Source organism: Flavobacterium sp. I3-2 (assembly GCF_013389595.1).
GTDB lineage: Bacteria > Bacteroidota > Bacteroidia > Flavobacteriales > Flavobacteriaceae > Flavobacterium.
This window is the reverse complement of sequence record NZ_CP058306.1, coordinates 1298803-1318106: the sequence shown is the minus strand read 5'-3', so window position 1 is coordinate 1318106 and position 19304 is coordinate 1298803. Positions and strand designations below refer to the sequence as shown.

Sequence of the window (19304 nt, the reverse complement as noted above, 5' to 3'; positions counted from 1 at the left end):
ACACACCGTTTTTTTTACTATATTTTTAATTTCTTTTAATGTAATCTTATAGATACTTTACTAATCTTAAAAATTAAAACTATCAGTTATGTATTTCATCAAATAAATAACATCATAATATATAGAAATAAAAAAGCCAGAATTTTCATTCTGGCTTTTATTTATTGAATCAGGAATTAGTTATTTCCTTTTTCCATTTTAGCTTTTAATTCAGCTAAAGCATCGATATCACCTAAAGTTGATTTCTCAGCTGTATTGTTAGCTGTATTTGTGTTAGCTTTTTCTTCTTGAGCTTTCACGTTTTTGTCTTCTTCCTCACGGAAAATAGCAGTATGTGAAGCTACAACTCTTTTGAATTCTTTGTTGAATTCAATTACTTTGAAATCAGCAGCGTCACCTTTTTTCAATTTCTTTCCGTCTTCTTTTTCTAAATGACGAGTAGGAATGAAAGCAACGATGTCATCACCAAATTCTACAGTAGCACCTTTGTCAATTACTTCAGCGATAACTCCGTTGTGGATAGTTCCAACAGCGAAAGCATCTTCGTACTGATCCCAAGGATTAGCAGTTGTTTGTTTGTGACCTAAAGATAATTTACGACCTTCAACGTCTAATTCTAAAACAACAACTTCTAATTTGTCACCAACGTTTACAAATTCAGATGGGTGTTTGATTTTCTTAGTCCAAGATAAGTCAGAGATGTAAACTAATCCATCAATTCCTTCTTCTAATTCTACGAAAACACCAAAGTTTGTGAAGTTACGAACAACACCTGTATGAACAGATCCTACAGGGTATTTTTCAGCAATTCCAGTCCAAGGATCTTGAGTTAATTGTTTGATACCTAAAGACATTTTACGCTCATCACGGTCTAATGTTAAGATAACAGCTTCAACTTCATCACCAACTTTTACGAAATCTTGAGCAGAACGTAAGTGAGTTGACCAAGACATTTCAGAAACGTGAATTAAACCTTCTACACCTTCAGCAACTTCAATGAAAGCACCGTAATCAGCTAAAACAACAACTTTACCTTTAACTTTATCACCAACAGTTAAGTTAGCATCTAAAGCATCCCATGGATGAGCGTTTAATTGTTTTAAACCTAATTGGATACGTGTTTTCTCGTCATCGAAATCTAAGATTACAACGTTTAATTTTTGATCTAATTCTAAAACTTCAGATGGGTGGTTGATTCTTGACCAAGATAAGTCAGTGATGTGGATTAATCCGTCTACACCTCCTAAATCAATGAATACACCGTAAGAAGTAATGTTTTTAACAACACCTTCTAATACTTGACCTTTTTCTAATTGACCAATGATTTCTTTTTTCTGTACTTCGATATCAGCCTCGATTAACGCTTTGTGAGAAACTACTACGTTTTTGAACTCATGGTTGATTTTCACAACTTTGAACTCCATAGTTTTGTTTACAAACTGATCGTAATCACGGATTGGTTTAACATCGATTTGAGAACCTGGTAAGAATGCTTCGATTCCGAATACGTCAACGATCATACCACCTTTAGTTCTACATTTTACGAAACCATTAACGATTTCTCCAGTTTCATTAGCAGCGATAACTCTATCCCAAGCTTTGATTGTACGAGCTTTACGGTGAGATAATACTAATTGTCCGTTTTTATCTTCTCTTACGTCGATTAAAACTTCAACTTTATCACCAACTTTTAAGTTTGGATTGTAACGGAATTCGTTTAAAGAGATTACACCTTCAGATTTAGCGTTGATATCAACGATAGCATCACGGTCAGTAATTCTAACAACTACTCCTTCTACAACTTCTTCAGCATCAGTTGAGATGAAAGTTTTTTCTACTAATTGTTCGAATTCTTGTAATTGAGTTTCTTCAACAGCATCAATTCCGTTTTCATAACGTTCCCAATTAAAGCTTTGTAAGAATTCTTCTGGATTTTGTGTTTGTTCAGACATGTCTGATAATAAATTTGTATCCTGTTATTGAATTGAGTTTTTAAAGGAAATTAACAACAGAAGATGTTATATATTGAACTTTAATGTTTTACAAAAAACCCTTTACCTTGTAAAACGTTTGCAAAATTACAAATATTTTTTAATTTAATGTATTAATTATTAATTTTTTACATACAAAAAAAGCACCTTCGAAAAGATGCTTTTGTATTTTTAAAAATTAGTCGTAATATTTAAAGTAAAACCTGCAGCTTCCGGTACGTAACGACAAACACCTCCAACACACATCATACCTCCACGTTGACGCCCATAACTTGCTGCAATTCGAGTCGCACCTTTAGTGAACGCACCTCCAAAACTGTAGTAATGCAACTTTTCGTTTGGCTTATCTGTACCATAGTTGTAAATATCATGTACGAAAAATGACCAAGTTGAATTAGGAATATACTCAGCTGTTCCTCCAACCCAATTTCCTCTTTCAGAATCCGCCCACTGGTGTTGTAATTCAAGTCTTACAGATTTTGTTTCAGAAAGAAAATAGGTTCCTTCAGCCGCAAGAGTCTGTGCATTTACTTGATATGGTTTTTCTGTAATAAATTCACTATTATGATATTGATTCAAGAACGTAAAAATAGTACTAAACTTATCTGACATTGGTTTTCTATACTCTATACCAAAGTCACTATAATATTTGTTTCCGAAACCAAAATATGGAGCATTTAGTCCAACAATTTCAACATCATTTCCCCATTCATCTTGAGTTATCGTTTTAGAAACATTGTTTTTCAATCCTGCCCAATACGACCCGTTTATAGCAAAACTTGCACCACGTTCACCTCCCAAAAAAGATCCTTTTTTAGCCTCATAAAAAACATCAAACTGTCCACCAATTTCTCCTTGTTTTTCTTTATTAGCGACATAATAAACCATCTGAGGTTGCGCCTGATAAACAAAAATATTTTGTAAAGAATGATCATATTGCTTTGTCAACGACGGCACATAATTAATCATACCATAATTAAACACATTTCCAGCAAATCCACGTTCTGAATAAAAAGAAAAATTTTCCAATCTTCTCAAATTAACATTCGCAGCGAAATCACCTGAATTATATCCTAAATTAACTAATAAAGATTGACCATCTCTTTGAATTCCTTCTTGAACATCTCCAGATTCAACATGGACATCTTTAGTTTTAAACAAATATTCAACACTTGCATTAAAATTAGTTCCAAAATAATCTACTCTTGGACCAAACACATTTACTGTCTTTGGAGCGCTTGGAGTAAACTCAGTAATATCTTCGTATCTCCCTACAAAAGAACCTCCAAGCTTAATGGTATAATCTTCTTTATTTAATAAATTAGTCAAATCAACATCTAAATCTGCACCGTAAACAACTCCATCAGAAAGATCAAACCCCATTCCAACTCTCTGCTTACCACCTACAATTTTAGCTGTTATTGATTCCCCAAAACGATATTTTACTTTACCTCCGAATAACGCATTATTGATTCCCAATGCACGATCTTCCCAAAAACGTAAAGCCAAACCACTACCAAACTGCTCATAAATATGACCTGCGGTTACATCAATTCCTTTTTCAGAATTATTATATCGAACAAAAATAGTTCCTACATTAAAATCTTTATATTCAGGATTGAAATTCAAAATTGCTTTTGGAAAATAAGCCTCACCTTGTAATCCAAATTCAAAATTTTTAATTGCGTAATCTAATTTTATATAATTATTCGAACGCAAACGTTCATCCCTTTCCTTTTCTTCTAATTTGATTTTTGAATCATCGACATAATATTGCGAATTAGATTCAATTCCAACTCTTAACTGTCCATAACTCATTGACGTTAAAATCAATGAACCGGCTAATACAACCTTTTTAAACATAACTGAAATTATATTTTACTCCTTACTTAACTAATGATTGTAATTTTTTGTAAATATCATTTTCAATTCCAGGCGTGTAATTTGAATGTGAATAAACAATCTTTCCTTCATACACAATAACAGTATAAGGTACATTCACAACATTCATTGCGCGTTTTAGCTCATGATTATCATCTATCAACACAGTATAATCCCAACCAGCTCCAGAAACCTGTGATTTAACACGATTTTTTGTTCTAGCATCATCAATTGAAACTGCAACCAATTCTACCCCTGTTTCTTTTTGCCATTTGTCGTAAACAGAATTAATTGCTTTCAATTCTTTAATACAAGGCCCACACCAAGTAGCCCAAAAACTAATAATGACCGGCTTAGATTTAGAATTATACGATGATAAATTTATAGATTTTCCATCAATAGATTTTAAAGTAACATTTGGAAGTTTAGATTGTGCAAATACAAACGAAGCGCACATAAAGCAAACTAAAGTAATAAATTGTTTCATTTTTTTGTTATTGTTTAATAAATATTATCCAAATATAAACATATTGTTTCTTTATGTTTGTTTTTTTTTGAAAAATATTTTTATATTTACATTTTATTGAAAGAATTACATTTTACAAAAACCACATATTTTAAACTAAGAAAAGAATGAAAAAAAGATTATTTTTAAGCATGTTGCTAGCTGCAACTATTGGAGTATTCAGTATATCTTGTTCATCATCTGACGATGGAGATGGAAATGGGAACGGAAATGGAAATGGAAATGGAAATGGAAATGGAAACACAACTTCAGCAAGATACCAACACAAAGTTTTAATTGAAGATGCTACAGGAACATGGTGTCAATATTGCCCAAGAGTAAGTTATGCTATTCAAAAATCAAAAGAAAATGCAAATCACGGCAACAAAGTTGTAGCAGTAGCAATACATGCAGGTATCCCTCAATATCCTGATCCAATGCAAATTCCTGCAGGTGTAACTCTAGACAATATGTTCACACAAAGTTACGGCTTAACAGGTTATCCTTTTGGTTTAATCAATAGAACAAATAAATGGACCTCTCCTGAAAACAATAATTTAGCACAAGTTTTCAATGCTATTAATCAACAAGGTTCAATGGTTGGAGTTAAGATTTCTTCGAGTTTAACAACCACAGGAGGTACAATTTCTGCAAGTTTTAAATTCAGTCAAGGATACGAAAACTTAAAATACACAATCTATGTTATTGAAAACGGAGTTGTAACACCGCAAAGCCCACAAAGTAATTCAACTGGTTATTTTGATGGAGCAGGCGCAAACTTTGTTCATAATGATGTATTACGTGGAGTTTCTGGAACCGCTACAGGAAATACTCTTGGAAGCGTAACTGCTGGACAAGAAGTTGTTAAAGGAGATCAATCTATCACTTATACATTATTCAACAACGATTTATCAAAAGTTGAAGTAGTTGTATTTGTAACTGATTCATCAGGCAAAGTATTAAACGTACAGTCAGCTCATGCTAACCAAACTGTGGAATACCAAGTCTTAAACTAAAACTTAAAACTACTTCAAATTTGAAGTAGTTTTTTTTAACCATAAAAAAGGCTCCGATTTTTCGGAGCCTTTTTATTTTGAAAGAAAAGATTATTTTTTCTTTTTTCCACCTTTTTCTGCTTTCGCAGCTTCTTGAGCAGCTTTCATTGCAGCACGAGAAACTCTTACTTGAGCAACAACTGTATTATCTGGGTGTAATAACTTGAAGTTATCTGTAGGAATAGAAGTAACATATAATTTGTTACCCATTTCTAACTCAGTAATATTAGCTACAACAAAGTCAGGTAAATTAGCTGGTAAAGCTCTTACTTTTAATTTACGTTGGTTTAAACGTAAAACACCACCTGCCATAACACCTTTAGAATTTCCTTCAACTTTTACAGGAACCTCCATAGTAATTTCTTTTGCAGCATCTAATTTATAAAAATCGATGTGTAAAATTTTGTCAGATACTGGATCAAACTGAATGTCTTGTAAAATACAATCAACAGTATTTCCGTTTAATTCAACTACAACCGTATGTACGTTTGGAGTGTAAACTAAGCTTTTGAAAGCTTTCTCTTCAGCTGTGAAATGTACTGGTTCTCCTCCTCCGTAAATTACGCAAGGAACCAATCCAGCATTACGTGCAGCTTTAGTAGATACTTTACCCACGCTTTCTCTTTCTTGTCCTTTAATTGAAATTGATTTCATTTTAAAATATATATAAAATTAATAAAATACTACATTATAAATTTGTTACTTATTGAGTTATTATTTTGCACCATATGCATAACATCTGCAAATAACTCAGCACAACTTAAAACTCTTATCTTGTCACTTGGTCGTTTTAACGGAATAGAATCGGTAACAATTAATTCTGTTAAACTAGAAGCTTCAATTTTTTCAAATGCATTTCCAGATAAAATAGCATGTGTACAAATTGCTCTTACACTTAAAGCTCCTTTTTCCATCATAACATCAGCCGCTTTTGCCAAAGTACCTCCAGTATCAACCATATCATCAACCAAGATAACATTTCGACCACTAACATCACCTATCAATTCCATTGTTTCGATAACATTAGCTTTCTTACGTTGTTTGTAACAAACTACTACTTCAGAACCTAAATATTTAGCATATGCATAAGCTCTTTTAGAACCTCCCATATCCGGAGACGCGATAGTTAAATTTTCTAAACCTAAAGATTCTACGTAAGGCAAGAAAATCGTCGAAGCATATAAATGATCAACAGGCTTTTCAAAGAAACCTTGGATTTGATCTGCATGTAAATCCATAGTCATTACGCGAGTCGCTCCAGCTGTTTCGATCATTTTAGCAACTAACTTTGCTCCTATCGGCACACGTGGTTTATCTTTTCTATCTTGACGCGCTAATCCAAAATAAGGAATAACAGCTGTAATATGACGAGCCGATGCTCTTTTTGCAGCATCAATCATCAACAACAATTCCATCAAATTATCAGATGAAGGAAAAGTTGAACAGATTAAGAAAACACGAATTCCTCGAATAGATTCTTCAAATGAAGGTTGAAATTCACCATCACTGTAATGCGATAATGTAACTTTTCCTAATTCGATTCCGTAATTTTTAGCAATACGTTCCGCTAAATCTTTACTTTGTGAACAAGCAAATATCTTTGCTTCTGGTTCAAAGTGTGTCATTATATTCTAGTTTGGTAGTTAGTTGTTGTTGTTCTACTTTTTTAAAGCGTTGCAAATTTAGCAATTAAATTTTAATGTTGAATATTTTTTTATTTTTTATTTGTTTTTAAAAATAAAGCTTTACATTTGCAAGCATAATAACCAAGTGTTATGCCTGAGTGGCGGAATTGGTAGACGCGCACGACTCAAACTCGTGTTCTTCGGAGTGTGGGTTCGATTCCCACCTCAGGTACTTAACAAATACTCATAACTCCTTAGTTATGAGTATTTTTAGTTACATTTTATTTTACTTCTGTAACAAACCAGTTACAAAAATTCTCTATTTAAAACGTATTTTGTTCTCTTAATCAAAAATACAACAAAAAACACCTCATCTAGCAACCTAATTTTATATATAGAAAAAGAGGTTTTTACACATGGATAAACTTGCAAAATTAAGAGCTGAAAAACATAAGATTGAAAAGGAGTTAAGAGAAGAATTCTTTAGACTTAATAATGACAAAAAAAATAGAAGTAAGTATATCATTCCTATTCAAATTTTCAAGTTGCAAATAAAGATTAAAGACAAGAAAATAGAGATTGAAAATCTAGAAAATAAGATTCAGCAGTTAAAGTGCAAATTCCAGTGATATTGACCACCCAATTCCAATTTAAAGTGAGCAGTTAATTCCAGTTCAAAATGACCATGTAATTCCAGTCGAAATTGATCACCTAAAATTTACTAAAAACTACTTTTTTCTGTTGTTAAGATTTATTCAAATATAGTCAAAAATTATTCGTTGTTTTTGCTTCTTTTTTTACGCATTGATTCACCTTGTAATTCAATTCTGTGTGCGTTATGAATAAGTCGATCTAAAATGGCGTCAGCTATTGTTTTTTCACCAATGACATCGTACCATCCTTGTACTGGGATTTGTGATGTAACGATTATAGAACCGTTATTATGTCTGTCTTCGATTATTTCTAATAGTGTAATTCTGTTTTGGCTATCTAATGCTTGAAGTCCAAAATCATCTAATATGATTACATCTTGTCGTTCTAATTTAGCTAATTCTTTTAAATAAGATCCATCTGCTTTTGCCATTTTTAGTTTAGCAAATAACTTCGAAGTATTAAAGTAGCTTACTTTATATCCTTCAATACAAGCTTGATAACCTAAGGCTGTTCCTAAATAACTTTTACCCACACCTGTACTTCCTGTTATTAATACATTTTGATTTTTGTTTACAAATTCACAATCAGCTAAACGTAAAATTTGAGTTCTGTCAAGACTTCTAGAAGAATCAAAATTTAAACTTTCAATATTAGCTTTGTAATGAAATTTTGCGTTTTTAATACTTCTTTCGATACGTCTATTGTGGCGGTCATCCCATTCGGCATCAACAAGTATGGATACCATCTGATCAATAGTATAACGATCTACATTACCGTTTTCAATAGTTGATTTAAAGGCATTACACATACCTTTTAAATTCATTTGGTTCAGTTTGATAACTGTTGCTTCATTCATATTTATATTGATTTTATGTTATTTATAATAGTTTTTCCTCGGATATTATTGTGCATGGGTATTTCTAGATCAAATTCTGATTCAGAGTCAATGCTGTCTAAATTATTTTCTAAAATGTTATGTATGGCTTTATAACTGTAAATATTGTAGTCTAAAGCACGTTTACAGGCATTAATTAATCTGTATTTGCCGACCTTTTTCTCAAAAGATAAAATGCCCATACACGATTTATAAGCTTGTTCGGGGTGATTTTTACTGTCAATAATCTTAATAATCAATTCAGCAACAATAGAATCTATACTGTTTGCCCAATCTATAAATTTGGAAGCACACCAATCTGCCACAAATTGATGAGAACTAGCCATATGTTCTGCATGAGTTGTATAAACATAAGGTCTGTAATGTCTTGGATGTGTTGCAATACGATTGTATTTATAATAAATTTCAACAGTTGTTTTGCTATAAAGTAATTTGACTTTTTTGCGTAAATATTGATAAGGAACACTGTAATAGTTTTTATCTGCACTTAAAAGTACATGTCCATTTTGCATCACTGTAGCAAACGATTGATGTTTAATTTCAAAACGATTTTGTGGCAAAGGAGCCAATTCTTTTTGTTCATCCTCAATAAACAGCTCTAACCTAGAGTAAGGACGTGAGGTAAGCTTCTTTTTGTTATGAATATCGAGTAATCTCCAAATTTCATCATTAAGGTCTTCTAAACTAAAGAAATCTTGATTCTTTAAGTGTACATAAATTCTTTGATAAAGTATTTTTACAGCTCCCTCAACTAATGATTTATCTTTTGGTTTATATGCTCTAGTGGGCAAAATCGTAGTTTGATAATGCTCAGCAAAATCAACCAACGTTTCATTTATTGTAGGCACAAAACGATTACTTTTTATAACAGCTGCCTTTAAGTTATCGGGAACAATTGCTGCGGGGGTGCCACCAAAAAAATAAATAGCATTTTCTATAGAAGTTACAAAATCTTCTTTTTGTTGGCTAAAAGTGGCTTCTGCATAGGTGTATTGACTAGCTCCTAATATCGCTACAAAAAATTGGATTTCTTTAAGCTCACCAGTATCTTTATCAATGATTGAAAGCGTTTTACCTGCATAATCAACATACATTTTATCACCTGATTTGTAATTCATATGCATAACAGGGTTCACTCGATTACTCCATTTATTAAAATGATGTCTAAATTGAGAACTTTTTAATCCATCAGGATTTTCTGAATAATAATTCTCCCATAAATGCTGAACAGTTACACCAACCTTTTTAAGATCTCGCTCCATTTTTGGAAAATAACTATATAGTTTTTCTAACCTAGGATTGGGTGTAATTGGTATATTCAGAGAAAATAGGATTTCTAATTCTGAATCTGTTTTGCGTTCAATGTCTTGAGCATTCATTGCTAAACTAACGAACAAACTAATATATTTTTTTACGGTATTTCTGGAAAGCGACAGATAATTGCTTATAAAGAGCTTGCTCTTACCATTTAAATGGAATTTAATTGCTTTTCTAATTTTACTCATGTCTGTTATTTTGTTTGCCATAAATCCGTTTTTTTAACGAATTTAAGTGCTAACAACATGAAAAAAGGAGTCTTTTTTTAGGTGGTCAATTTACACTGGAATTAGGTGGTCAATTTGACCGTTTTTTCCAATAACTCAATCACATCAAAATAGAAAATACAAAAATCCCCATCATTACTGATGAGGATTTTCTTGTGGGCGATGAGGGATTCGAACCCCCGACCCCCTCGGTGTAAACGAGGTGCTCTGAACCAACTGAGCTAATCGCCCGATAAAAAAGTCTCAACTTTCATTGAGACTTTCAAAAAAAAGGCAGCGACATACTCTCCCACATTAAAATGCAGTACCATCTGCGCAATCGGGCTTAACTTCTCTGTTCGAAATGGGAAGAGGTGAGCCCCGACGCAATAACCACCTTAAATCGGTTTGCTAGGTTTCTCTAACAATATTTTGTTAACATATTTCCGATACTTTTCATTTTTTTTCGTAGAGGATTCTTTCTTTAGTCTTCATACTTAATACTCAAATCTTAATACTATACTTTATAAGCAACTCCTTAGAGCACATAAGCTTACGGGCTATTAGTACTACTCGACTATGACATTACTGCCTTTACATCTGTAGCCTATCAACGTAGTCATCTTCTACGACCCTTTAAAGAAATCTCATCTTGTGGTGGGTTTCGCGCTTATATGCTTTCAGCGCTTATCCCTTCCCAACGTAGCTACTCAGCGATGCACCTGGCGGCACAACTGATACACCAGAGGTTAGTCCAATTCGGTCCTCTCGTACTAGAATCAGATCCACTCAAATTTCTAACGCCCACAGTAGATAGAGACCGAACTGTCTCACGACGTTCTGAACCCAGCTCGCGTGCCACTTTAATGGGCGAACAGCCCAACCCTTGGGACCTTCTCCAGCCCCAGGATGTGACGAGCCGACATCGAGGTGCCAAACCCCCCCGTCGATATGAGCTCTTGGGGGAGATCAGCCTGTTATCCCCGGCGTACCTTTTATCCTTTGAGCGATGGCCCTTCCATACGGAACCACCGGATCACTATGCTCTACTTTCGTACCTGATCGACCTGTATGTCTCTCAGTCAAGCTCCCTTATACCATTGCACTCTACGCACGGTTACCAAGCGTGCTGAGGGAACCTTTAGAAGCCTCCGTTACTCTTTTGGAGGCGACCACCCCAGTCAAACTACCCACCAAGCAATGTCCTCATGTATCACGAGTTAGATCTCAAATAAGCAAAGGGTGGTATTTCAACAATGACTAACCTACGCCTGGCGACGCAGGATCGAAGTCTCCCACCTATCCTACACATCACTTATCCAAGAACAATACTAAGCTATAGTAAAGGTGCACAGGGTCTTTTCGTCCCACTGCGGGTAATCGGCATCTTCACCGATACTACAATTTCACCGAGCTCATGGCTGAGACAGTGTCCAGATCGTTACACCATTCGTGCAGGTCGGAACTTACCCGACAAGGAATTTCGCTACCTTAGGACCGTTATAGTTACGGCCGCCGTTTACTGGGGCTTCAATTCAATGCTTCTCCGAAGATAACATCTCCTCTTAACCTTCCAGCACCGGGCAGGTGTCAGGCCCTATACTTCATCTTACGATTTGGCAGAGCCCTGTGTTTTTGATAAACAGTCGCCTGGACCTTTTCACTGCGGCCAGCATTGCTGCTGGCGACCTTTCTCCCGAAGTTACAGGTCTATTTTGCCTAATTCCTTAGCCATGAATCTCTCGAGCACCTTAGGATTCTCTCCTCGACTACCTGTGTCGGTTTACGGTACGGGTTGTTATAATCTAGGTTTAGAAACTTTTCTTGGAAGCCCTTAGGCACACTATCTAATTGCCCGAAGGCGCTCAGTACTATCGTATTTCCCCATCCTTAACGCATTTTACTATTAAAGATATAGGTAGGTACTTCAACGAACTATTCCGTCAGTTCGCGGTGCTTTCATCACTCCGTCATTCCATCACAACTATAACAAGTACGGGAATATTAACCCGTTGGCCATCGACGTCCCCCTTCGGGTGTGCCTTAGGTCCCGACTAACCCTAAGCTGATTAGCATAGCTCAGGAAACCTTAGTCTTTCGGTGTGCGGGTTTCTCGCCCGCATTATCGTTACTTATGCCTACATTTTCTTTTCTAAACAGTCCAGCAATAGTCGCCTATCACCTTCTACCCAGTTTAGAATGCTCCCCTACCACTTGACAACTAAATGTCAAATCCATAGCTTCGGTAGTATACTTATGCCCGATTATTATCCATGCTCGTTCGCTCGACTAGTGAGCTGTTACGCACTCTTTAAATGAATGGCTGCTTCCAAGCCAACATCCTAGCTGTCTATGCAAACAAACCGCGTTTTTTCAACTTAGCATACATTTGGGGACCTTAGCTGATGGTCTGGGTTCTTTCCCTCTCGGACATGGACCTTAGCACCCATGCCCTCACTGCTTATAAGCATTTATTAGCATTCGGAGTTTGTCAGGAATTGGTAGGTGGTGAAACCCCCGCATCCAATCAGTAGCTCTACCTCTAATAAACTCTATAAGCGCTGCACCTAAATGCATTTCGGGGAGTACGAGCTATTTCCGAGTTTGATTGGCCTTTCACCCCTACCCACAGATCATCCCAAGACTTTTCAACGTCAACGGGTTCGGTCCTCCACGGTGTGTTACCACAGCTTCAACCTGTCCATGGGTAGATCACACGGTTTCGCGTCTACCATTACTGACTCATGCGCCCTATTCAGACTCGCTTTCGCTTCGGATCCGTGACTGAATCACTTATCCTCGCCAGCAACGGTAACTCGTAGGCTCATTATGCAAAAGGCACGCCGTCACCCAACGAATGGGCTCCGACCGCTTGTAAGCGTATGGTTTCAGGTTCTATTTCACTCCGTTATTCACGGTTCTTTTCACCTTTCCCTCACGGTACTGGTTCACTATCGGTCTCTCAGGAGTATTTAGCCTTAGCGGATGGTCCCGCCAGTTTCAATCAAGGTTTCACGTGCCCCGACCTACTCAGGATACCACTATCTAATACATCGCTTACCTATACGGGACTATCACCCTCTACGGTTAACCTTTCCAGGTTATTCTAATTCGCTTTGCTTAAAATATCGTGGTCCTACAACCCCAATATTGCCGAAACAACATTGGTTTGGGCTAATCCGCGTTCGCTCGCCACTACTTACGGAATCACTTTTGTTTTCTTCTCCTCCGCCTACTTAGATGTTTCAGTTCAGCGGGTTTGCTCATCTATCGATGTACTATGTCTTCAACATAGTGGGTTGCCCCATTCGGATATCTACGGATCTATTCGTGTGTGCCAATCCCCGTAGCTTTTCGCAGCTTATCACGTCCTTCTTCGCCTCTGAGAGCCTAGGCATTCCCCATACGCCCTTATTTTGCTTATTGTGCTCTATTTCAGTCTTCAAGTTGAAAGTCTTAAGGTCTAAAGTCAGAAGACTTTTAACTTTTTGACTTTCGTCTTTCGACTAATTTTGTGCTTATATTATTTCTAATATTTTTCTACTTTTTAATTTGTATCTCAATATGTCAATGAACTTTTATTAGTATTAAGATTTTTGTATAAAGCATTAAGACTTGATCTTAATTCTTGATACTATCATCTTGATACCATCTGGTGGAGAATATCGGAGTCGAACCGATGACCTCCTGCGTGCAAGGCAGGCGCTCTAGCCAGCTGAGCTAATCCCCCAATTTTTATTAATTGTGAATTACGAATTACGAATGTTATAATTCATAACCTCTCAACTTCTAAAATTTCCTTTGTAATAAAATACTTTTAATTCGTAATTTCTAATTCGTAATTAAAATTGTAGTCCCGGGCAGACTCGAACTGCCGACCCCTACATTATCAGTGTAGTACTCTAACCAGCTGAGCTACGAGACTCTGTATTTTATTTTTTTTTGAATCAACAGTAAAGAGTAAGAGACTTGAACCATCTCTAGAAAGGAGGTGTTCCAGCCGCACCTTCCGGTACGGCTACCTTGTTACGACTTAGCCCTAGTTACCAGTTTTACCCTAGGCAGCTCCTTGCGGTCACCGACTTCAGGCACCCCCAGCTTCCATGGCTTGACGGGCGGTGTGTACAAGGCCCGGGAACGTATTCACCGGATCATGGCTGATATCCGATTACTAGCGATTCCAGCTTCATGGAGTCGAGTTGCAGACTCCAATCCGAACTGTGACCGGCTTTATAGATTCGCTCCTGGTCACCCAGTGGCTGCTCTCTGTACCGGCCATTGTAGCACGTGTGTGGCCCAGGACGTAAGGGCCGTGATGATTTGACGTCATCCCCACCTTCCTCACAGTTTACACTGGCAGTCTTGCTAGAGTTCCCGACATGACTCGCTGGCAACTAACAACAGGGGTTGCGCTCGTTATAGGACTTAACCTGACACCTCACGGCACGAGCTGACGACAACCATGCAGCACCTTGTAAATTGTCCGAAGAAATATCTGTTTCCAAATACGTCAATCTACATTTAAGCCCTGGTAAGGTTCCTCGCGTATCATCGAATTAAACCACATGCTCCACCGCTTGTGCGGGCCCCCGTCAATTCCTTTGAGTTTCAAACTTGCGTTCGTACTCCCCAGGTGGGATACTTATCACTTTCGCTTAGTCACTCAGCCTTGCAGCCAAACAACTAGTATCCATCGTTTACGGCGTGGACTACCAGGGTATCTAATCCTGTTCGCTACCCACGCTTTCGTCCATCAGCGTCAATTGTTTGTTAGTAACCTGCCTTCGCAATTGGTATTCCATGTAATATCTAAGCATTTCACCGCTACACTACATATTCTAGTTACTTCACAAAAATTCAAGCTCTACAGTATCAATGGCAATTTTACAGTTAAGCTGCAAACTTTCACCACTGACTTATAAAGCCGCCTACGGACCCTTTAAACCCAATGATTCCGGATAACGCTTGGATCCTCCGTATTACCGCGGCTGCTGGCACGGAGTTAGCCGATCCTTATTCTTACAGTACCGTCAATATACCACACGTGGTACTTTTTCTTCCTGTACAAAAGCAGTTTACAATCCATAGGACCGTCATCCTGCACGCGGCATGGCTGGTTCAGAGTTGCCTCCATTGACCAATATTCCTCACTGCTGCCTCCCGTAGGAGTCTGGTCCGTGTCTCAGTACCAGTGTGGGGGATCTCCCTCTCAGGACCCCTACCCATCATCGTCTTGGTAAGCCGTTACCTTACCAACTAACTAATGGGACGCATGCTCATCTTTTACCAATAAATCTTTAATTACAAATCGATGCCAATTCGTAATACCATAAGGTATTAATCCAAATTTCTCTGGGCTATCCCTTAGTAAAAGGTAGATTGCATACGCGTTACGCACCCGTGCGCCGGTCTCAACATCCGAAGATGCCTACCCCTCGACTTGCATGTGTTAGGCCTGCCGCTAGCGTTCATCCTGAGCCAGGATCAAACTCTTCATCGTATAATTTTTAATATTTTTTGATGTTCGTTCAAGATTTTCTTTTATCTCTAAAAGAATAACCTTACTCTTTAATTCTCTGTTAATCCAATATGTCTATGAACTTATCTTCTCTATTATTCGCTTATCTTCTAAGCGGTTGCAAAAATAAAAACTCTTTTTGAATCTCGCAAATTTATTTTGATAATATTTTTGAAAGATTTTCAACATTTAAAGAACTCCTGCCTCGTTTCTTGTTTCAGAATCGGATTGCAAAATTACAACCTTTAATCCTTATCTTCCAAATTTATTTTTGTTAATTTTTAAATTTGTTTTTCGTGATTTGAATGAACTTCTGTTTTTCAACGGTGCAAATATACCGCCTTCTTTCTATGCCAAACAAGCTTTTTGAAAGTTATTTTTTGATTATTTTTTACCGCTCTGAAATTGAATGATTTGGAAATTGATTTTTAGTAGTGAGTATTGAGATTTGAGTATTGAGAAAGATTCCTTCTAACGTCGGGATGACAATTTAATCCAAATTTAACCACAGATGAACGGATGTAAAATTTAAAAATTGATTCTAGTAGTGAGATTTGAGTATTGAGAGATTCCTCCTATCGTCGGGATGACATAAAAATTAAATTCTTAGTTTATACCTACAAGGTTTTGAAAACCTTGCAGGATTTTTTTCAAACTTTTGACTTTAAACTTTAAACTTTACAACCTGGATCGCGTTAGGGATTGAAGCGGTATCCTTTTTTTGTTTCAAATTAATTGATAATGAATTTAAAAGGGCAAGATTCCTCATGCTTCGGAATGACATTTAAAAATTTAAAAAAAAAAAGATTTAGCGGAAAGCCCGACCGAGCGGTTTATGCTTAATGTATTATACATCTATATATAATGAGCGAGGGAACGCCCTGAAAAAGAATATTTATGTATCTATTATATTAAATGAGAATTTATTTAACTTTGTGAAAATTATTTTTGAAAATGTACAGAAGTCATAATTGCGGCGAATTACGTGTTGCCGATGTAAATAAAGAAGTTACTCTTGCGGGATGGGTTCAAAAATCTCGTGATAAAGGTTTTATGATTTGGGTTGATTTACGTGATCGTTACGGAATTACTCAGCTGATTTTTGATGAAGTGCGCACAGATGCTGCTGTTATGGAATTGGCAAAATCGTTAGGTCGTGAATTTGTGGTTCAGGTTAAAGGAACTGTGATTGAGCGCGAGGCTAAAAATGATAAATTACTTACTGGTGAAATTGAACTTTTAGTAAAAGAATTAACGATTTTGAACGAATCGCAATTACCTCCGTTTACGATTGAAGACGAAACTGATGGTGGTGAAGATATCCGTATGAAATATCGCTATTTGGACATTCGCCGTAATCCGGTTAAAAACAGTTTATTGTTCCGCCATAAAGTAACGCAAGAAGTTCGTAACTATTTATCGAATTTAGATTTCTGTGAGGTTGAAACTCCGTACTTAATTAAATCTACGCCAGAAGGTGCTCGTGATTTCGTGGTTCCATCGCGTATGAATCCAGGGCAGTTTTATGCTTTACCACAATCACCTCAAACTTTCAAACAATTATTGATGGTTGGTGGAATGGATAAATATTTCCAAATTGTGAAATGTTTCCGTGATGAAGATTTACGTGCAGACCGTCAGCCTGAGTTTACTCAGATTGATTGTGAGATGTCGTTTATTGAGCAAGAAGATATTTTAAATGTTTTTGAAGGATTAACGCGTCATTTATTAAAAAAGATACATAACATCGAAATTGAGAAATTCCCTCGTATGACTTTCGATGAAGCAATGCGTACGTACGGAAACGACAAGCCAGACATTCGTTTTGGAATGAAGTTCGGTGAATTAAACGCTGTTGCACAACATAAAGAATTTTCGGTTTTCAACTCAGCTGAATTAGTAGTTGGAATTGCAGTTCCGGGAGCAGCTTCTTACACACGTAAAGAAATCGATGCTTTAATTGATTGGTTAAAACGCCCACAAGTTGGAGCTTCGGGAATGGTTTATGTGAAATGTGAAGCCAACGGACAATACAAATCGTCTGTAGATAAATTCTATGACCAAGCAGATTTAGCAAAATGGGCTGAAGTTACTGGAGCTAACGAAGGCGATTTAATCTTGGTTTTATCTGGACCAGCTAATAAAACACGTGCGCAATTATCAGCTTTACGTATGGAATTAGGTAACCGTATGGGATTACGTAAACCAAATGAGTTTGCTCCTTTATGGGTTGTTGATTTCCCTTTATTGGAATGGGACGAAGAATCGGAAAGATTCCACGCGATGCACCATCCATTTACTTCTCCTAAACCAGAAGATATGCACTTATTAGATACTGATCCAGGAAAGGTTCGTGCTAATGCATACGATTTGGTTTTAAACGGAAACGAAATTGGAGGTGGTTCTATTCGTATTCACGATAAAGAAATGCAGGCTTTAATGTTTAAACATTTAGGATTTACGCCAGAGCAAGCACAAGAGCAATTTGGTTTCTTAATGAATGCTTTCCAATATGGAGCGCCTCCACACGGAGGTTTAGCTTTTGGTTTAGACCGTTTAACAGCTATTTTAGGTGGACAAGAAACGATTCGTGATTTTATTGCGTTCCCTAAAAACAACTCGGGTAGAGATGTCATGATTGATGCACCTGCTACGATTGATAATGCACAATTAGATGAGTTATCGATTATGCTTAATGTAAAAGCTTAATTTTTAAGTTTTAGATATAAACAAAACCGTCCGTTGAAATTTCAACGGACGATTTTTCTATTGTAGATTGTTTGATATTATAACTTTAAACAAATATAAATCGCTAAATAAAAATTTATTGAATTATTCATAAATTGATTTATAATAAGGCAAATTGATTTCGTAAACTTGTTTATTAATAATATCATTAGTTGTTAGAAAAATCTCTTGCGTATATTTTTCAATTAAATCAGCTCTCATTTTGGTAATTTCTTTTTCTTTAGCTGATATTACATCATAAGCTTCTTTTAATTTAGTTTTAAATTCCTTTTTAACTTCATCTGAAGAAAAATCAATTTCAGAACTACTTGGATTCATCCAAATCTTTTTAAGTTTTTCATAATTTAAAAAATCTTTAGAAGTCATAAATGCAACTACTTCTTTTTCATACTCTTTGAATTTTTCATCTTCTAAAATATCTTCTTGTGAATAACCCAAAATACTAAAACATAAAAAGATAATTAATATTAATTTTTTCATAACGAATACATTTTATTGTAAATAACTCTAATACATTAACTTTTATTGTATTACTAAAATTAATACCACCAATCTCTTGGGCTTGTTATTTCAATACCCGAAAAGCTAATCTTATAGACAAAAAGCATAATTAGTAAAGTAAATATTGAAATAAGCAACGCATAAAAATATATCTTTTTAAAAGAGAGCTTTGCAATTGACCAACGAATCAAAAAATAAATGGGTGATAGAAAAGCTGCCAAAATTCCGAAAATCCAAGTTGCTTGGTAAATACCATATGTAAAAATCAACGGTATCTTCACTACAATCCAATAAACAAAAAGAAGAATAACAGCTACAAAAGTTATTCTATCGAAATCGGACATTTTTTCAATTTTTATCATAATATAAGTTTTATAGTTGACACAGAAAGATAACTCATAAACAGAG

General features: G+C 36.0%; 12 protein-coding genes, 4 tRNA genes and 3 rRNA genes. 4 read left to right on the top strand and 15 right to left on the bottom strand.

What is annotated here, in order from left to right:
* Positions 1–176: 176 nt before the first annotated feature.
* The 3 genes from rpsA to HW119_RS06220 form a co-directional block, all read right to left on the bottom strand.
* Complete coding sequence (gene rpsA, locus HW119_RS06230) at positions 177–1952, bottom strand: 30S ribosomal protein S1 (protein WP_177762202.1); 1776 nt, start codon at positions 1950–1952, stop codon at positions 177–179.
* Between the two features lie 210 nt (positions 1953–2162).
* Complete coding sequence (locus HW119_RS06225) at positions 2163–3854, bottom strand: DUF6029 family protein (RefSeq protein ID WP_177762200.1); 1692 nt, start codon at positions 3852–3854, stop codon at positions 2163–2165.
* A gap of 22 nt (positions 3855–3876) precedes the next feature.
* Positions 3877–4359 (bottom strand): TlpA family protein disulfide reductase, encoded by a 483-nt coding sequence (locus tag HW119_RS06220; protein WP_177762198.1) that lies wholly within the window; start codon positions 4357–4359, stop codon positions 3877–3879.
* A 146-nt stretch (positions 4360–4505) separates the two neighbouring features.
* Between HW119_RS06220 and HW119_RS06215 the strand changes: the two genes are divergently transcribed.
* Positions 4506–5393 (top strand): Omp28-related outer membrane protein, encoded by an 888-nt coding sequence (locus HW119_RS06215; protein WP_177762196.1) that lies wholly within the window; start codon positions 4506–4508, stop codon positions 5391–5393.
* A 90-nt stretch (positions 5394–5483) separates the two neighbouring features.
* Here the strand turns inward: HW119_RS06215 and HW119_RS06210 are convergent, their stop codons facing one another.
* On the bottom strand, positions 5484–6086 hold the full coding sequence (locus HW119_RS06210) for a 50S ribosomal protein L25/general stress protein Ctc (RefSeq protein ID WP_177762194.1): 603 nt from the start codon (positions 6084–6086) through the stop codon (positions 5484–5486).
* A 29-nt stretch (positions 6087–6115) separates the two neighbouring features.
* On the bottom strand, positions 6116–7057 hold the full coding sequence (locus HW119_RS06205; RefSeq protein ID WP_177762192.1) for a ribose-phosphate pyrophosphokinase: 942 nt from the start codon (positions 7055–7057) through the stop codon (positions 6116–6118).
* Positions 7058–7209: 152 nt separating this feature from the next.
* Between HW119_RS06205 and HW119_RS06200 the strand changes: the two genes are divergently transcribed.
* Both HW119_RS06200 and HW119_RS06195 read left to right on the top strand, forming a co-directional pair.
* Positions 7210–7289, top strand: a tRNA-Leu gene (locus HW119_RS06200).
* Between the two features lie 184 nt (positions 7290–7473).
* Entirely contained in the window at positions 7474–7686 is a 213-nt protein-coding gene (locus tag HW119_RS06195; RefSeq protein ID WP_177762190.1) for a hypothetical protein, read from the top strand.
* A 143-nt stretch (positions 7687–7829) separates the two neighbouring features.
* On the opposite strand, the gene istB is transcribed toward HW119_RS06195, so the two are convergent.
* The 8 genes from istB to HW119_RS06155 all read right to left on the bottom strand — a co-directional run bounded on the left by istB (position 7830) and on the right by HW119_RS06155 (position 15629).
* Positions 7830–8567: an IS21-like element helper ATPase IstB gene (gene istB / locus HW119_RS06190; RefSeq protein WP_177762188.1), complete on the bottom strand. Its 738-nt coding sequence runs from the start codon at positions 8565–8567 to the stop codon at positions 7830–7832.
* Between the two features lie 2 nt (positions 8568–8569).
* Complete coding sequence (gene istA / locus HW119_RS06185; RefSeq protein ID WP_177762186.1) at positions 8570–10132, bottom strand: IS21 family transposase; 1563 nt, start codon at positions 10130–10132, stop codon at positions 8570–8572.
* Positions 10133–10306: 174 nt separating this feature from the next.
* Positions 10307–10381: transfer RNA gene (locus HW119_RS06180), tRNA-Val, on the bottom strand.
* Between the two features lie 37 nt (positions 10382–10418).
* Positions 10419–10530 (bottom strand): 5S ribosomal RNA (rrf, locus tag HW119_RS06175).
* A gap of 141 nt (positions 10531–10671) precedes the next feature.
* Positions 10672–13555: ribosomal RNA gene (locus HW119_RS06170) — 23S ribosomal RNA — on the bottom strand.
* Positions 13556–13782: 227 nt separating this feature from the next.
* A tRNA-Ala gene (locus HW119_RS06165) sits at positions 13783–13859 on the bottom strand.
* A gap of 121 nt (positions 13860–13980) precedes the next feature.
* Positions 13981–14054 (bottom strand) — tRNA-Ile (locus tag HW119_RS06160).
* 59 nt (positions 14055–14113) lie between these two features.
* Positions 14114–15629 (bottom strand): 16S ribosomal RNA (locus HW119_RS06155).
* The 16S, 23S and 5S rRNA genes sit together here with 3 tRNA genes alongside, the layout of an rRNA operon.
* A 972-nt stretch (positions 15630–16601) precedes the next feature.
* On the opposite strand from HW119_RS06155, the gene aspS reads away from it, so the two are divergent.
* Positions 16602–18356, top strand: a complete 1755-nt coding sequence (aspS, locus tag HW119_RS06150; protein ID WP_177762184.1) for an aspartate--tRNA ligase — start codon at positions 16602–16604, stop codon at positions 18354–18356.
* A gap of 123 nt (positions 18357–18479) precedes the next feature.
* On the opposite strand, the gene HW119_RS06145 is transcribed toward aspS, so the two are convergent.
* Positions 18480–18875, bottom strand: coding sequence for a hypothetical protein (locus HW119_RS06145; protein WP_177762182.1), 396 nt, complete (start codon positions 18873–18875; stop codon positions 18480–18482).
* Positions 18876–18934: 59 nt separating this feature from the next.
* Positions 18935–19258: a hypothetical protein gene (locus HW119_RS06140; RefSeq protein ID WP_177762180.1), complete on the bottom strand. Its 324-nt coding sequence runs from the start codon at positions 19256–19258 to the stop codon at positions 18935–18937.
* Positions 19259–19304 lie beyond the last annotated feature (46 nt).

Coding starts and splice junctions, on each gene's coding strand:
- HW119_RS06225 (WP_177762200.1), bottom strand. CDS start 3,854: ATGTTTAAAAAGGTTGTATTAGCCGGTTCATTGATTTTAACGTCAATG.
- HW119_RS06145 (WP_177762182.1), bottom strand. CDS start 18,875: ATGAAAAAATTAATATTAATTATCTTTTTATGTTTTAGTATTTTGGGT.
- HW119_RS06220 (WP_177762198.1), bottom strand. CDS start 4,359: ATGAAACAATTTATTACTTTAGTTTGCTTTATGTGCGCTTCGTTTGTA.
- istA (WP_177762186.1), bottom strand. CDS start 10,132: ATGGCAAACAAAATAACAGACATGAGTAAAATTAGAAAAGCAATTAAA.
- istB (WP_177762188.1), bottom strand. CDS start 8,567: ATGAATGAAGCAACAGTTATCAAACTGAACCAAATGAATTTAAAAGGT.
- rpsA (WP_177762202.1), bottom strand. CDS start 1,952: ATGTCTGAACAAACACAAAATCCAGAAGAATTCTTACAAAGCTTTAAT.
- aspS (WP_177762184.1), top strand. CDS start 16,602: ATGTACAGAAGTCATAATTGCGGCGAATTACGTGTTGCCGATGTAAAT.
- HW119_RS06140 (WP_177762180.1), bottom strand. CDS start 19,258: ATGATAAAAATTGAAAAAATGTCCGATTTCGATAGAATAACTTTTGTA.
- HW119_RS06215 (WP_177762196.1), top strand. CDS start 4,506: ATGAAAAAAAGATTATTTTTAAGCATGTTGCTAGCTGCAACTATTGGA.
- HW119_RS06210 (WP_177762194.1), bottom strand. CDS start 6,086: ATGAAATCAATTTCAATTAAAGGACAAGAAAGAGAAAGCGTGGGTAAA.
- HW119_RS06195 (WP_177762190.1), top strand. CDS start 7,474: ATGGATAAACTTGCAAAATTAAGAGCTGAAAAACATAAGATTGAAAAG.
- HW119_RS06205 (WP_177762192.1), bottom strand. CDS start 7,057: ATGACACACTTTGAACCAGAAGCAAAGATATTTGCTTGTTCACAAAGT.